Annotated in this window: 15 protein-coding genes and 1 riboswitch; of the genes, 7 read left to right on the top strand and 8 right to left on the bottom strand. The window is 73.3% G+C overall.

Features of this window, described 5'->3' with window-relative positions; genetic code table 11:
* Window positions 1-289 precede the first annotated feature (289 nt).
* The 3 genes from N5875_RS28410 to N5875_RS28400 all read right to left on the bottom strand — a co-directional run bounded on the left by N5875_RS28410 (window position 290) and on the right by N5875_RS28400 (window position 2,395).
* Window positions 290-700, bottom strand: a complete 411-nt coding sequence (locus tag N5875_RS28410; RefSeq protein WP_030314489.1) for a DUF3040 domain-containing protein — start codon at window positions 698-700, stop codon at window positions 290-292.
* A gap of 272 nt (window positions 701-972) precedes the next feature.
* On the bottom strand, window positions 973-1,761 hold the full coding sequence (locus tag N5875_RS28405) for a methyltransferase (RefSeq protein ID WP_318211242.1): 789 nt from the start codon (window positions 1,759-1,761) through the stop codon (window positions 973-975).
* A 118-nt stretch (window positions 1,762-1,879) separates the two neighbouring features.
* Window positions 1,880-2,395, bottom strand: a complete 516-nt coding sequence (locus N5875_RS28400) for an SAV_6107 family HEPN domain-containing protein (RefSeq protein WP_338496992.1) — start codon at window positions 2,393-2,395, stop codon at window positions 1,880-1,882.
* A 165-nt stretch (window positions 2,396-2,560) separates the two neighbouring features.
* Here N5875_RS28400 and N5875_RS28395 point away from each other — a divergent pair, with 165 nt between their 5' ends.
* The 5 genes from N5875_RS28395 (at window position 2,561) to N5875_RS28375 (ending at window position 8,614) form a co-directional block, all read left to right on the top strand.
* Window positions 2,561-3,448, top strand: coding sequence for an ATP-binding cassette domain-containing protein (locus tag N5875_RS28395; RefSeq protein ID WP_338496991.1), 888 nt, complete (start codon window positions 2,561-2,563; stop codon window positions 3,446-3,448).
* The gene (locus tag N5875_RS28390) at window positions 3,420-5,516 is read left to right on the top strand and encodes a YhgE/Pip domain-containing protein (RefSeq protein ID WP_338496990.1); all 2,097 of its coding nucleotides are present in this window, start codon (window positions 3,420-3,422) and stop codon (window positions 5,514-5,516) included. The genes N5875_RS28395 and N5875_RS28390 overlap by 29 nt, the downstream gene beginning before the upstream one ends.
* A gap of 43 nt (window positions 5,517-5,559) precedes the next feature.
* Window positions 5,560-6,168 carry a TetR/AcrR family transcriptional regulator gene (locus N5875_RS28385; RefSeq protein WP_055604150.1) on the top strand — a complete coding sequence of 203 codons (609 nt, stop codon included), beginning with the start codon at window positions 5,560-5,562 and terminating at the stop codon, window positions 6,166-6,168.
* A 313-nt stretch (window positions 6,169-6,481) separates the two neighbouring features.
* Window positions 6,482-7,129, top strand: a complete 648-nt coding sequence (locus tag N5875_RS28380; RefSeq protein ID WP_338496988.1) for a DUF4126 domain-containing protein — start codon at window positions 6,482-6,484, stop codon at window positions 7,127-7,129.
* A 42-nt stretch (window positions 7,130-7,171) separates the two neighbouring features.
* Complete coding sequence (locus N5875_RS28375; protein WP_318211248.1) at window positions 7,172-8,614, top strand: NAD(P)/FAD-dependent oxidoreductase; 1,443 nt, start codon at window positions 7,172-7,174, stop codon at window positions 8,612-8,614.
* 42 nt (window positions 8,615-8,656) lie between these two features.
* On the opposite strand, the gene N5875_RS28370 is transcribed toward N5875_RS28375, so the two are convergent.
* The 5 genes from N5875_RS28370 to N5875_RS28350 form a co-directional block, all read right to left on the bottom strand.
* Window positions 8,657-9,493, bottom strand: coding sequence for a hypothetical protein (locus tag N5875_RS28370; RefSeq protein ID WP_338496986.1), 837 nt, complete (start codon window positions 9,491-9,493; stop codon window positions 8,657-8,659).
* Between the two features lie 54 nt (window positions 9,494-9,547).
* Complete coding sequence (metF, locus tag N5875_RS28365; RefSeq protein WP_318211250.1) at window positions 9,548-10,465, bottom strand: methylenetetrahydrofolate reductase [NAD(P)H]; 918 nt, start codon at window positions 10,463-10,465, stop codon at window positions 9,548-9,550.
* Between the two features lie 188 nt (window positions 10,466-10,653).
* Window positions 10,654-11,313, bottom strand: coding sequence for a thiamine phosphate synthase (gene thiE, locus N5875_RS28360; RefSeq protein WP_318211251.1), 660 nt, complete (start codon window positions 11,311-11,313; stop codon window positions 10,654-10,656).
* Between the two features lie 213 nt (window positions 11,314-11,526).
* Window positions 11,527-11,892, bottom strand: a complete 366-nt coding sequence (locus N5875_RS28355; protein ID WP_318211252.1) for an Rv2175c family DNA-binding protein — start codon at window positions 11,890-11,892, stop codon at window positions 11,527-11,529.
* Window positions 11,893-11,935: 43 nt separating this feature from the next.
* Window positions 11,936-13,171, bottom strand: a complete 1,236-nt coding sequence (locus N5875_RS28350) for an FAD-dependent oxidoreductase (protein ID WP_338496984.1) — start codon at window positions 13,169-13,171, stop codon at window positions 11,936-11,938.
* An 82-nt stretch (window positions 13,172-13,253) separates the two neighbouring features.
* Window positions 13,254-13,367, top strand: a riboswitch (TPP riboswitch).
* Here N5875_RS28350 and thiO point away from each other — a divergent pair.
* Both thiO and thiS read left to right on the top strand, forming a co-directional pair.
* Window positions 13,365-14,567 carry a glycine oxidase ThiO gene (thiO, locus tag N5875_RS28345; protein ID WP_318211254.1) on the top strand — a complete coding sequence of 401 codons (1,203 nt, stop codon included), beginning with the start codon at window positions 13,365-13,367 and terminating at the stop codon, window positions 14,565-14,567. (Overlaps the previous riboswitch by 3 nt.)
* Window positions 14,564-14,764 (top strand): sulfur carrier protein ThiS, encoded by a 201-nt coding sequence (thiS, locus tag N5875_RS28340; protein ID WP_318211255.1) that lies wholly within the window; start codon window positions 14,564-14,566, stop codon window positions 14,762-14,764. Before thiO ends, thiS begins: the two co-directional genes overlap by 4 nt.
* Window position 14,765: the final 1 nt, after the last annotated feature.

The following is a 14,765-nucleotide window of genomic DNA, read 5'->3' as shown; positions in this document are numbered from 1 at the left end:
GGGAGCCTAGGCCCGGCACGGGGCGCCGTCCGTTGTGCCCACCCGTTCCGCCCCAGCGGAACGAATGCCCACAACGGGGGTGGCGGGCGGTAGCCCGCAACCGGGTGCGCGGGCCGCAGCCCGCAGCGGGGTGCGCGGGCCGTAGCCCGCGACGGGTGGGCGCGGGCTGCGGCCCGCGCCCACCCGTGGGGTCCTAGGTGTGCGACGGAGCCCTGTGGGGCCCGCGCCGACGCGCGGGTCCCACAGGGCTCCGTCTCAGAATGTCGCGGGGCCTCCGCTCAGCGGGCCCTCAGTGGCCGCCACCCTGCTGCTCATCGCGGCGGCGCTGCCACCGCTCTTCCATCCGGTTCATCATGGAGCGTCGCTGCCGGGTCTGACGGCCACCGGCCGTCGTCCCACCTCTGGTGGCCTGCTGCTGCTCGCCCGGCTTGGGCGCCTTGCGCCATCCGGTGACCGCCAGGACCGCGCAGCCCAGCATGACGAGGAACCCCACCACGCTGATCCAGATCTGCTGTGCGACCATTCCGGCCATGAGGAGCGCGATACCCACCAGGAAGCCGGCGACTGCCTGGTAGACCCGTCGCCGGGTGTACGTACGCAGTCCGCTTCCCTCGAGCGCTGTCGCGAACTTGGGATCTTCGGCGTACAGCGCTCGCTCCATCTGCTCGAGCATTCGCTGCTCGTGCTCCGAGAGCGGCACGGAGTCCTCCTAGTCGTCGGTCGCGGGGGCGACCGGTTTGCGGCCCTTTCAGGATAGGCAGGGAATCGCCCCCGTGAAACCCGCCCTCAATGCCGAATAGCCAATCCGGGCCGCCATGCGGATCGGTTGCTGAGGCGTTGATTCCCCAGGCCCTCCTCCGTCATGCCGGATGCTGTCCCCCGATCATACGGGGCAGAGCCCGTGATCGGGCGGGCTGTGGCGTACTCCATGGAGTGCCGCGGCCCGCACCGCCGAAAGGGTGGCCGGCCGGCTCAGGCCCGCTTCTCGCCCAGTACGTGCAGCTGGGTGGCGATGGCGTGGAAGGAGGGCAGCTCGGCGGCGGCGGCCTCCAGCTTGAGCAGGGCCTCGGCGGCACCGGGTTCGGTGTCGACGAGGACGCCGGGAACGAGGTCGGCGAAGACCCGGACACCGTGTACCGCGCCGACCGCCAGACCGGCCCCGTCGGCCAGTTCGGTGAGCTGCTCGGCGGTGAAGCGCCGGGGTACGGGGTCGCCGGTGCCCCAGCGGCCCGCCGGGTCGGAGAGCGCGTGGCGGGCCTCGGTGAAGTGGCCGGCGAGGGCGCGGGCCAGGACCGCGCCGCCGAGTCCGGCGGCGAGCAGGCTGAGGCTGCCGGCGGGACGGAGCGCGGCGACCGCGTTCCGTACGCCCTCGGCGGGGTCGTCGACGTACTCCAGGACGCCGTGGCAGAGCACCACGTCGTAGCTCTCGCGCCCGACCACGTCGAAGAGGCCGCTGATGTCGCCCTGGACGCCGGTGACGAGGTCGGCGACCCCGGCCTCGGCGGCCCGGCGCTCCAGCGCGAAGAGCGCGTTGGGGCTGGGGTCGACGACGGTGACCCGGTGACCGAGGCGGGCGACCGGCACGGCGAAGTTCCCGGAGCCGCCGCCGGTGTCGAGGACGTCGAGGCTGTCCTTCCCGGTGGCCTCGACCCGGCGGTCGAGGGCGTCCTTGAGGACGTCCCAGACGACGGCGGTACGCAGGGAGGCGCGCGACGGGCGCGAGGTCGCCTCTCGACCGAAGACAGGGGAAGGGTCCGGCACGGCTGTTGACTCCTCGGTGACGGGTACGGACGCCCCCACCCTATGGCCTGGGGGGTGCCTTGCCGATCGCGCCGCGAGCCCGGCCCGATCGGCGACGGCACCCCGGGCCGCGCCGCGGTCAGCCGCCGGCCTCGTCCGCGCCCGGCTGCCGGGGCAGCACCGGCTGGAGAACGAGCAGCCGCTCGACCAGGCGCAGGAAGTACGCGGCGTCCCTGAGCAGGTCGTCGGCCTCGCGCCGGGTCGCCGCGCCGGCGATCCCGGCCTCGGCACGGGCCCTGCGCTCGGCTCCGGAGGCGAAGAGGGCGCACCACTCGGTCAGCTCGGGCGCCAGCTCGGCCAGGAGCTCCCAGGCGCTCCGTATCCGCTGTCTGCGGCGGGGCCCGGTCTCGGGCCTGGCCCGGGCGGCCAGCACGGCGGCGGCGGCCCGCAGGGCGGCGAGGTGGGCCGCGGCGTACCGCTCGTGGGGGCGGTCGAGCGTGGCGGCCTCGGCGAGTCCGGCGCTCGCCTTGGCGAGGAGGTCGAGGGCGGCCGGCGGGGCGGCGGCGCGCGGGACGGGGTGAATGTCGGACGCAGGGCCCGTCTGCACGGGGGCGGGGCGTCGGCGGGGCGCGGCTGCTGCGGAAGGGCTTGCCATGACGAGTCCTCCTGTCGTCGCGTGACGGCTTCGTGGCCGTATGTGTCCATCGTGCCCGGCCCCACTGACAATCGCCCTGACCTGGGGTTTTGCCTGAAAACCCGACTCAGGGGTAACTTTTGCACTGACCAGTCAGTTCAAAAAGGGGAATCGGGGGGTGGGCCGGTGGGAGCGGAAGCCGAGGAGCGGCCGCACGGCGCCGCCGTCGTCACGGACGGATTCGGACTGAAGGGGCCGCGCGGCTGGGCCTTCCGGGAGGTCTCCTTCCGGGCCGAGCCGGGCACGCTGGTGGCGATCGAGGGGCCCTCGGGCTCGGGCCGCACCTGTCTGCTGCTCGCGCTCACCGGCCGGATGAGGACCAAGGAGGGCACCGCCGAGGTCGGCGGCCTGCCGCTGCCCAAGAGGATGGCCGCGGTGCGCCGGATCAGCGCCCTCGGGCACGTCCCCGGCGTCAGCGAGCTCGACCCCGCCTTCACGGTGGCCGAGCACCTGGGCGAGCGGGCCCTGCTCCAGCGCCGGTTCGACGGCTCCGTCCGGACGTTCCTGCGCCGCCCGTCCGAACGGCGCGCGGCGGCCCGCGCCCGGATCGACGAGGCCGTGGCGGCCGCGGGGCTGGACCTTGCCGCCCTGCCGAAGGGCGAGCGGACCTCCGTACGGGATCTGGAGCGCCTCGAAGCGCTGCGGCTCTCGGTCGCCCTGGCCCTGGTCGGCCGGCCCCGGCTGCTCGCCGTGGACGACACGGACCTGAAGCTCTCGGACACCGACCGCGCCGAGGCCTGGGCGCTGCTGCGCTCGGTGGCCGACTCCGGGACCACCGTCCTTGCGGTCTGCAGCGAGGCCCCCGAGGGCGCCCTGCGGATCACCACGCTCGACGCCACCACCGACGCCACCACCGACGAGGCCACCGGCGCCATCGACGCCACCGACGACGAGGCCACCGACGAGGCGTCCGAGGCCGACGGCGACCTCACCGAGGACTCCGCCGAAAGCTCCACCGAAGACACGACCGAGGAGGGGGCGGCCGATGCGCTCGCCGAAACTGGCCGCGCTTGAGCTGAAGCGCTTCGGCAGGGGAAAGCTGCCGCGCGCCGCGCTCGTCGCGATCCTGCTGCTGCCGCTGCTGTACGGCGCCCTGTACCTGTACTCGTTCTGGGATCCGTACAGCAGGCTCGACAAGATCCCCGTCGCCCTCGTCAACGAGGACCGGGGCGCCACCACCGACGGCAAGAAGATCAACGCCGGTGACGACATCACCAAGGGGCTCCTGGACAGCAACACCTTCGCCTGGCACCAGGTGAGCGACGCCGAGGCGCGCGAGGGCGTCGAGGACGGCACGTACTACCTGTCCCTGACCATGCCCGGCGACTTCAGCTCGCGCATCGCCTCCAGCTCGGGCGACTCCCCCGAGACCGGCGCCCTGCGGGTGCGGACGAACGACGCCAACAACTACATCGTCGGCCAGATCTCCCGGACGGTGTTCTCCGAGGTCCGCACCGCCGCGTCCACCAAGTCCTCCCGGACCTTCCTCGACAAGATCTTCATCTCCTTCTCCGACATCCACGACGCCACCGCGAAGGCCGCCAAGGGCGCGAGCGACCTCAAGCAGGGCGTGGACAAGGCGAAGAAGGGCTCGAAGGACCTGGCGAACGGCCTCAAGGACGCCAAGACCGGCAGCGGCGACCTGGCCGCCGGCATGAAGAAGCTCGACAAGGGCGCCAAGGACGTGGAGAGCGGCTCCCGCAAGGTCGCCGACGGCACGCAGTCCCTCGCCGACAAGGTGAACGGCACCGCCGACAAGGTCCGCCCCTATCTGGCGAACAACGGCAGGTCGATCCGCGACACCGCCCGGCTCGTCTCGGACTCCGCCACCGCCGTCCGCCACAACCTCGACGTCCTGGCGAAGCGCGCCCCGGTGATCCGTAGCGCGGCCCATGTGGCCGACGACGAGCTGGCCAAGATCCACCAGGAGGAGTGCGCGGCGAAGCCGGAGGCGGCCGCCGAGTTCCCCGAGATCTGCGCCAAGCTCAAGAAGGCCTCGGTCGCGGCCGACGACGTCGCCACCATCGCGGACGACGTCCACGAGCTGACCAAGGACAGCAAGGGCGACCTCAAGACCCTCGACGCGCGGCTCGTGAAGCTCACGAAGCAGGCCGACGAGCTGGCCCGCCGCGCCCCGCACCTCGACGAGGACGTCGAGGACGCCATCCGGAAGATCAACGAGCTCAACGCGGGCGCGCGGAAGGTCGCCGCCGGCGCGGAGAAGCTGCACACCGGCATCAGCGGCGCGAAGACCGGCTCCGTGAACCTCGACACCGGCGTCGGCAAGCTCAAGAAGGGCGCGGGCGACCTCGACGGCGGTCTGTTCAAGCTGGCCGACGGCTCGGGCACCCTCGCCTCCGGACTGAAGGACGGGGTCGACCGGATCCCCGACTACGACGAGCAGGACCGCGACCGGCGTACGGAGGTCATGGCCGATCCCGTGCAGCTGGCCTCCCAGTCGATGCACAAGGCGCCGAACTACGGCACCGGTTTCGCCCCGTACTTCATCCCGCTCTCCCTCTGGGTCGGCGCGATGGTCGCGTACATGATCATCCAGCCGCTGAACCGGCGCGCGCTGGCCGCCGGCGGCTCCGCCTGGCGGATCGCCCTCGCGGGCTGGCTCCCGGTGGCGGCGATCGGCATCCTCCAGGTCGCGGCCCTCATGTCGGTCCTGCACTGGGGCCTCGGCCTCCAGATGGACCGCGCCGCCGGCACCGTCGGCTTCCTCGCCCTGGTCACCTGCTGCTTCTCCGCGATCATCCAGTGGCTCAACGCCCGCTTCGGCGCGGCCGGCCGGATCCTGGTCCTCGCGGTCCTGATGCTCCAGCTGACCTCGGCGGGCGGCACGTACCCCGTTCAGACCAGTCCGGGCTTCTTCAACGCCGTCCACCCCTTCCTGCCGATGACCTACGTGGTCGAGGCCCTGCGCCGGCTGATCACGGGCGGCGGGATCGGGCCCGTCTGGCAGGCCTGCGCGGTGCTCGCCGCGTTCACCCTGGGCGCCCTGGCCCTGACCGCCGTGTCCGCCCGCCGGAAGCAGGTCTGGACGCTCGACCGGCTCCACCCCGAACTGACCCTGTGAGACGGGGCCGGTGACACCCGCGACACCTGTGAGAATCGACCCCATGGACAGCAGCAGCACCCGACGCCAGGCCACCCGCGCGAAGCTCTACGAGGCGGCCGTCACCCTCATCGCGGAGCAGGGCTTCTCCGCGACGACGGTGGACGAGATCGCCGAGCGGGCCGGCGTGGCCAAGGGCACGGTCTACTACAACTTCAAGAGCAAGACCGAGCTCTTCGAGGAGCTGCTGCGCCACGGCGTTTCGCTGCTCACGGCCTCACTGCGGACGGCGGCCGAGGAGACCGCCGGGCGCGGCGGCAGCCGGGTCGACGCGCTGGACGCGATGATCCGGGCGGGCCTCGTCTTCATCGACCGCTACCCGGCCTTCACCCAGCTGTACGTGGCCGAGCTCTGGCGCACCAACCGGGCCTGGAACTCCACGCTCCTGGTGGTCCGCCAGGAGGCCGTCGCCGTGGTCGAGGGGGTGCTGCGGGAGGCGGTCGCGGCCGGTGAGCTGAGCGACGAGATCGACGTCCAGCTGACGGCGGCGGCGCTGGTCGGGATGGTGCTCGTGGCGGCGCTCGACTGGCAGGCGTTCCAGAGCGAGCGCTCCCTCGACGACGTGCACGCGGCGCTCTCGCGCCTGCTGCACGGCCGGGTGGGCGGCCGCTAGGGCCGTCCGACACCGCCGACCGATCTGCCGGACAGGCTTCAGGGCCTGTCGTTCCATGCGGAAAAGGCCGGTCCGTCGAGGCTCGATCCCCCCGAGCCCCGCCGGACCGGCCTTCGCCGTATGTCCCCCGTGACACCCCCGTGCCCCGTTGCGGCAGGCACGCGGCCCCGGTTCCGCCGCCCCGTGTCGGCGGTTCCCGGGCCGCGCCCCTTCCGTGGACTCCACTCTTCCGTCTCGGCGTCCCGGACTCATCCGCGTACCTACTCATCTCGCCCCCTAGGTACGGGTACTCAGACTGGTTACGATCGCGGGCGTGTCCGTACTCCCCCTGGTGTTCACCAGCGGCTGGGCGAGCGGGATCAACGCGTACGCGGTGGTCCTGCTGTTCGGCGTCTTCGGCGCGACCGGGCTCACCGACGAGGTGCCCGAGTCCTTGCAGCGCACCGATGTCCTCGTCGCGGCCGGCGTGCTCTTCCTGTGCGAGGCGGTGGCGGACAAGATCCCGTACGTCGACTCGATATGGGATTCCGTCCACACGGTGATCCGGCCGATCGCGGGGGCCGTGGTCGGCGCGTTGCTCGCCGGACAGAACGGTTCGCTGCCCGAGCTGGCGGCCGGCGCGGTCGGCGGTCCCACGGCCCTGCTGAGCCACTTCGTCAAGGCCGGGACGAGGATGGCGGTCAACACCACGCCCGAGCCGTTCTCCAATGTCGCGCTGAGCCTGGCGGAGGACCTCGGGGTGGCGGCCGTCGTCACCTTCGCGCTCTTCCATCCGCTGGCGGCGGCGATCATCGCGGCCGTGCTGCTCGCCCTCGGCCTGGTGATACTGGTCTTCCTCGCCCAACGGATCCGCCGCTTCCTGCGCCGCAGGTCGCAGCGGCGCGAGGAGAGACAGCTCGCCGACGCGGAGGCCCGCGCCCGTGCCCGGCCGCAGTCCGGCGACGGTTCGGAACACTTCTGACCCTGTTCAGGACCGTCCGGGGCGCCGGATAAAGTCGCCGGCATGGCACGGATTGTGGTGATCGGCGCGGGACTCGGCGCCATGGCGACGGCGGCCCGGCTGGCCGTGGCGGGCCACCGGGTGACGGTGTACGAGCGGGGGACGACGTACGGCGGGGCGGTCGGCCGCTTCGAGCGCGACGGGTTCGCCTTCGACACGGGCCCGGGGCTGCTGCATCTGCCGGCCGTGTACCGGGACCTGTTCGTGAAGACCGGCAAGGAACCGCTGGAGGACTGCGTCACGCTGGCGCAGGTCGACCCGGCGAGCCGTCATGTCTTCGCCGACGGCACCCGCGTGGACCTGCCGAACGCCTCCCGGGCCGGTACGGTCGCCGCCCTGGACGCCGCGCTCGGCTCGGGCGCGGGCGAGCGCTGGGGCGACTTCCTGGTGCGGGCCCGCGAGGCCTGGGACCGCACCCGCCGCCCGCTCCTGGAGGAGCCGCAGCCGGCCGACCTGGCGCCGCTGGCCCGTGAGCCGTACCCGGCCCTGAAGGCGGGCCTGTTGCGCCGCCCGACGACGACGCTCGCGCAGGTCGGGGCGCGGGAGCTGCGCGATCCCCGGCTGGCGGCCCTGCTCGACGCGTACGCGTGGTCGTACGGTTTCGACCCGGCGACGGCCCCGGCCTCGGCCGCCGTCCTGCCGTACATGGAGCAGACCTTCGGCAGCTGGTACGTGGGCGGGGGCCTGCGGGCACTCGCCGACGCGGTGTACGAGCGCTGCCGGAAGCGGCGGGTCGAGTTCGTCTTCGACACGCCGGTGGAGGGCGTCCTGGAGAAGGACGGCCGGGCGGTCGGTGTCCGGCTGACGGGCGGCGAGACCGTGGAGGCCGACCATGTCGTCTCCGGCGCTCCGGTGCCCGCGCTCCACCGCGATCACGTCGTCGAGTGGGGTCACGGCGGCGACGGGCCGCGCCACCAGGTCACCGGGACCAGCCGGGTGACGGTCTGTCTGGCGCTGCGCGGCCCCCGGGAGGCGGAGGCGGTCCACCGCACCGTCGTCCACGCGGCGGGCGAGTGGCCGACGGTGACGGTGCTGCGCCCGGACGACCCGGCGCTGCGCCCGGACGCGGACCACGAGTCGGTGACGGTCACGGCGACCGTCCGTACGTCTCCTGAGCGGGACGCGGCCGGGTGGGAGTCCTTCGCCGGGCTGATGGTGGAGGCGGCCGGGCACGCGGTCCCGGGGCTGCGGGAGCGGCTGTTGTGGCAGCACGTGCGCACCCCGGAGGACGTTCGGCGGGACACCGGAGTCGCCGAGGTGCCGGGGCCCGCGCTCGCCGGGGCCGGCGGAGAGCTGCTCCCGGCCGGCAACCGCTCCCCGCTGCCGGGGCTCTGGTTCGCGGGCGGCTGGTCCCACCCGGGCGGCGGGCTCGCCCACGCGGGCATGTCGGGCGCGCTGGTGGCGGGATTCATCGTGGAGGGCGCGGACTTCCGCGGCTCCCGGTAGACGGACGTGGGGCCCGGCGGACGCGCCGGGCCCCACGGTCGGTCAGTACCGGTACTGCTGCTGGTCGTCCGGGTGCTGCTCGTAGCCGTACGGGCCCGGTCCCTGCGGCTGCTGCTGCGGCTGCGGCGCCTGCTCGGTGTCGCGCTGCTGCGGGACCCAGACCCCGCCGGGCGGGGTGTCGTAGGTGTACGAGGGGGCGTACGGGTCGCCGTAGTACGAGCCGTACTGCTGGCCGTCCGTGCCGGGGCCGATGTACGGGTCGGAGTAGGCGGCGTACTGCTGCTGCCCGGCGGCCTGGCCGTAGTCGTAGGCGGGCTGCTGCTGATCGTACGCGGGCGCGTAGGGGTCGTACCCGGTCTGGTAGCCCGTCTCGTAGCCGGTGCCGGGGGGCTGGGAAGCACCGTGGGCCTGGTCCTGGCCCATGCTGTAGACGCCGTACTGGCCGGTGTCCTCGGGCATCGGCAGCGGCTCGTAGACAGCGGAGGTCTCGGCGGCGGACGGAGCCTCCCCGCCCTCCGGCCCGGCGTACGGGGTGTCCTCGGCCTCGTAGGAGAGCTCGGTGACCTCAAGGGTGGGCCCGGCCTGCGCAGGACCGCCCGACCTGCGGCGACGGCTCGCGCCCGGACTGCCGCCGATCGCCCAGCCGGTGGAGAAGCCGCGGCGGAAGGAGAGCGTCACATAGGTCTGGCCGACGGCGAAGGCGATCGCCCCGGCGATGATCACCGGCACCGAGGGCATCAGGACACCGAGGACCACGCCGAGGAAGCCGCAGAAGGCGAGCACCCGCCAGCGCAGGCGTGCCTTGTACTGGAGGAGCACCTCCCCCAGAAGCCATAGCGCGACCACGCCGAACGCGATGTAGAGGACCGTCCACCCCATGCCCCGCCGCCCCTCTCCACGGTCACCGCCGCGGGTCGGGGCGGGTACGACCGGTCACGACTGCTGGTGCAGTCCGAGATTCTCGTAGATCTCGAGCGTCGCGGTGGAGCTGTTCAGCGTGATGAAGTGCAGTCCGGGGACACCCTCGGAGAGCAGCCGCGCGCAGAACTCCGTCGCGAACTCGATACCGATGGAGCGTACAGCGGCGGGATCGTCCTTGACGGCGAGGATGCGGTCTTTCACATCCGCGGGGAAGTGAGCGTTGCTCAGCTGGGGCAGTCGGCCGAGGGTCTTCACGTTCACGACGGGCATGACCTCGGGGATGATCGGGGTCTCGCAGCCCGCCTTCGCGACGCTGTCCCGCAGCCGCAGGTAGTTCTCCGGGTCGAAGAACATCTGGGTGATCGCGTAGTCGGCACCCGCGCGGCACTTGTCCACGAAGTGCCGGATGTCCGTGTCCCAGTCGCTGGAGCGGGGGTGCATCTCCGGGAAGGCGGCGACGCCGACGCAGAAGTCGCCGGACTCCTTGATCAGCCGGACGAGGTCGGCGGCGTACTTCACGCCCTCGGGGTGCTCGACCCACTCGCCCAGCGGGTCGCCCGCCGGGTCGCCGCGCAGCGCGAGCATGTTGCGGATGCCGGCGTCGGCGTACTGGCCGAGGACGTTGCGCAGCTCGGCGACCGAGTGGTCGACCGCCGTGAGGTGGGCGACCGGGGTGAGCGTGGTGTCGGAGGCGATCTTCTGCGTCGCCTTCACGGTGCCGCCGCGGGTGGAGCCGCCGGCGCCGTAGGTCACGGAGACGAAGCTCGGTCCGACCGCCTCGACGCGGCGCATCGCGTTCCAGAGGCCCTGCTCGCCCTTCTCGGTCCGGGGCGCGTAGAACTCGAAGGAGTACGACGTGCCGCCGGCGGCGAGGATCTCGCGGACCGTGCGGGCGCGGTCCGAGCGGACGGAAGCGGTACCAAGGGCCATACGGGCAGGTTAGACGGGCCTCGGCGAGGGACGTGAACGGTGTCCGAGTAATGGACACAGTTTTGGACAGCCGGCGGGACGGATCGCTGGACGAACCTCCGAGGGCCCCGCGAGCCGCGCCACGAGCCCCGGGGCCACCGAACGGGCCCCGGGACGCCGATCAGATCCCGGGCCGTCGGCCGGAAGTCCTATTCCGCGGCGCGCTCCCGGACCCGCTTGGCGAGGGCGGCCGTCGCGGCGGCCGGGTCGTCGGCCTCGGTGATCGCCCGGACGACGACGATCCGGCGCGCACCCGCGTCCAGGACCTCGTCCAGATTCGTCTCGTCGATGCCGCCGATGGCGAACCAGGGGCGGTCCTGGGCCAGGCCCGCCGTGTACCGCACGAGGCCGAGGCCCGGCGCGTACCGGCCGGGCTTGGTGGGGGTGGGCCAGCAGGGTCCGGTGCAGAAGTAGTCGACGCCGGGTTCGACGGCGGCCGCGGCCGCCTCGGTCTCGGCGTGGCAGGACCGGCCGATCAGCACGTCGTCACGGCCGCCGAGGATCGCCCGGGCGGCGGGTACGGGCAGGTCGCCCTGGCCCAGGTGCAGTACGTCGGAGCCGATGGCGTGGGCGACGTCGGCCCGGTCGTTCACGGCGAGGAGCTTGCCGTGCCGGCGGGCGGCGTCGGCGAAGACGGCGAGGTGCTCCAGCTCCTCACCCGCCTCCATGCCCTTGTCGCGGAGCTGCACGATGTCCACGCCGGAGGAGAGCACGGCGTCGAGGAAGGCGGGCAGGTCGCCCTGGCGCTTCCGGGCATCGGTGCACAGGTAGAGCCGGGCGTCGGCGAGCAGCTCACGAGGCGTGGGCATGGATGGTTCCCCCGTCGGTGTCACGGGGTGGTACCCCGTCGGTCTCACGAGGTGACTCCCCGTGGGTGTCGCGGGGTGGCTCCCCGGCGGTGTCACGGGGTGGTACCCCGTGGGTGTCGGGGTGGGACCCCGGCGGTGTGGCGCGGGTGTCGCGGCGACCGGCCGTGGGGCCGACCGCCGCGACATCCGCTCATGGTGTCCTTCGGTGCCGCGTCAGATGGCGAGCGCCTGCGCGCGGCGCTTCACCTCCGTGCCGCGGTTCTCGTTGAGCGCCTGCGCGGGCGTGCCCGGCAGGCTCTCGTCCGGAGTGAAGAGCCACTCCAGCATCTCCTCGTCGGTGAAGCCGTCGTCCCGCAGCACGGTCAGGAGCCCGACGAGGCCCTTGACGATCTTGTCGCCCTGGATGAAGGCGGCGGGAATCTGCAGGGCGTTGTTCTCTCCACGGCGCACGGCGATGAGCTGACCTTCCTTGATCAGCTGCCGCACGCGCGTCACCTCGACATCGAGCATCTCCGCGATGTCGGGCACATAGAGCCAGGCGGGGACGAGCGCATCGATCTTTACGTCAATCTCGGTCACAGGACAAGCCTGCCATCCCGGACTGACAGTCGGTAGTCGGGCCCTAGGCGACTGCCGCCTTCAGGGGGACGGACGGGTCCGCGGCGCGCGTGGGGTCGACGGCGGTGGCCGTCTCGATGAGCTTGCGGCCCTGGGCCAGGTCGCGGGGGCGGCCCACCGCGAGGAGGGCCACCGGGACCCCGGCGCGCAGCCACAGCACGGACCAGGTCTTCTCGGCCGGGTCGCCGCGCCAGAGCAGCTCGTCCGCATCCGCGTGGTGCCCGGCGTACTGGACGAAGCGGCCGAACTGCTCGGACCAGAAGTACGGCACGGGGTCGTACGGCGCGGAGTCCGCCCCCGCACCGGCCCCGATGATCGTCGCGGCGACCGTGCGGGGCCCCTGGAGCGCGTTGTCCCAGTGGTGGACGAGGAGGCGCCGCCCGTAGCGGGCGGAGGGGAAGGAGGCGCAGTCCCCGACGGCGTACACATCGGGCAGGTTGGTGCGCAGCCGCTCGTCGGCGGTGACGGCGCCGCTCGGGTCGAGGGCGATCCCGGAGCCGGTGAGCCAGCCGGTGGCGGGGAGGGCGCCGATGCCGACGACGACCGCGTCGGCGGGCAGCTCGCGGGCGTCGGCGAGGACGACCCTGCCCGGCTCACCGGGCTCGACGGTGCGGACGCGCGCGTGGGTGAGGAGTTCGGCGCCGTTCTCGCCGTACCACTCGGCCATGGGGGCGGTGACCTCGGCGGGCAGGGCTCCGGCGAGGGGGCGGTCGGCGGCCTCGACGACGGTGACGGCGCAGCCGGCCTCGCGCGCGGCGGTGGCGAATTCGGCGCCGATCCATCCGGCGCCGACGACCACGACGCTGTGCCGGCGCTCCAGGACGGGCCCGAGGCGTACGGCGTCGTCGAGGGTCCGCAGCAGATGGACGCCGGGGACGCCCTCGGTGCCGGGCAGGGTGACGGGCTGGGCGCCGGTGGCGACGACCAGGGCGTCGTACCCGACGGGCCCGGCCTCGGTGTCGATCTCGTGGTCGGCGGGGCGCAGCCCGGTGACGTCGAGGCCGAGGCGGAGCTCGATGCCGAGCTCCTCGAAGTCGATGTCGAAGGCGGAGCCCTCGGCCTTGCCGAGGAGGACGGCCTTGGAGAGCGGGGGCCGGTCGTAGGGCTGGTGGGGTTCGGCCCCGATGAGGGTCACGGGGCCGGTGAAACCCTGCTCGCGCAGGGCGACGGCGGTCTGGACGCCCGCCATCCCGGCGCCGACGATCACGACGTGCTGTTCTGCCTGCTTCTGCTCGCTCACCCGACCACCTTACGCATCTGACGGACCGTCAGGAAGGGAGGGGTCTGCGGCTCACCGGAAGCGGAAGCTAGTGTGTCGGGCGTAAAGCACTCGCGGGAGCCCGGACGCACCGGGCTGAGAGGGAGGCTGGGACGGCCTCCGACCGTACGAACCTGATCCGGGTCATGCCGGCGAAGGGAGGGGCTGGACGCCCATGCGTTCTTCCGAAGTCCACGCGTCCGAGGACCGTGCGTCCGGGACCGACGTCCTCGTCGTCGGGGGCGGCATCATCGGCCTGGTCACGGCCTGGCGGGCCGCGCGACGCGGCATGCGTACCGCGGTGGTCGACCCGGCCCCGGGCGGCGGCGCCGCACACGTCGCGGCCGGGATGCTCGCCGCCGTCACCGAACTGCACTACGGCGAGGAGACCCTCCTCGGGCTCAACCTCGCCTCTGCCGCGCGCTATCCCGCGTTCGTCGCCGAGCTGGAGGACGCCACCGGCCACGACGTCGGCTACCGCGCCTGCGGCACCCTCGCCGTCGCCCTCGACGCCGACGACCGGGCCCACCTGCGCGAACTGCACGCCCTGCAGATCCGTTGCGGGCTCACCTCGGAGTGGCTCAGCGGCCGCGAGTGCCGCCGCCTCGAACCGATGCTGGCCCCGGGGGTGCGCGGCGGGCTCCGGGTGGACGGCGACCACCAGGTCGATCCGCGCCGGCTCGCCGCCGCGCTCCTCGTCGCCTGCGAACGGGCCGGGGTGGTCTTCCACCGCGCCCTCGCACAGCGCCTGACGGTGGTACGGGACCGGGCGCGCGGTGTCGTGCTCGCCGGGGGCGGGGAGCTGTTGGCCGACCAGGTCGTCCTCGCCGCGGGCAGCCTGAGCGGCCGCCTCGCGGGCGTGCCGGACGAGGTCCTCCCGCCGGTCCGCCCAGTGAAGGGCCAGGTCCTGCGGCTCCGGATCCCGGCCCCGTACGCCCCCTTCCTCTCCCGGACGGTCCGGGCCGTCGTCCGCGGCAGCCACGTCTACCTGGTGCCCCGCGAGAACGGCGAACTCGTCGTCGGCGCCACCAGCGAGGAGCTCGGCTGGGACACCACGGTGACGGCGGGCGGGGTGTACGAGCTGCTGCGCGACGCCCATGAGCTCGTTCCCGGGCTCACGGAGCTGCCGCTGACCGAGACCCTGGCGGGCCTGCGCCCCGCGTCCCCCGACAACGCGCCGCTGCTCGGCCCCACCGCCCTGCCCGGCCTGCACCTGGCCACCGGCCACTACCGCAACGGGGTCCTGCTCACCCCCGTCACCGGCGACGTCATGGCCGAGGTGCTCACCACGGGTGCCCTCCCCGACGAGGCCCGCCCCTTCACCCCCCGCCGTTTCGCCCCCGCGCCCGCCCCCGTACGTCAGGAGCAGCCCGCATGAACGTGTCCGTGAACGGAGAGGCCCGCGTGCTCTCCGGCCCCGTCTCCCTCGACGCCCTCGTGGCGACCCTGACCCAGGCCCGCTCCGGGGTCGCCGCCGCCCTCAACGAGACGGTCGTACCGCGCGGCGAATGGGAGACGACGCTCCTCGGCGAAGGCGACCGGGTGGAAGTCCTCACCGCGGTCCAGGGAGGCTGAG

Origin of the sequence: Streptomyces sp. SJL17-4 (genome assembly GCF_036826855.1) — a bacterium.
Lineage (GTDB): Bacteria > Actinomycetota > Actinomycetes > Streptomycetales > Streptomycetaceae > Streptomyces.
This window is presented reverse-complemented; position numbering and strand designations above follow the sequence as displayed.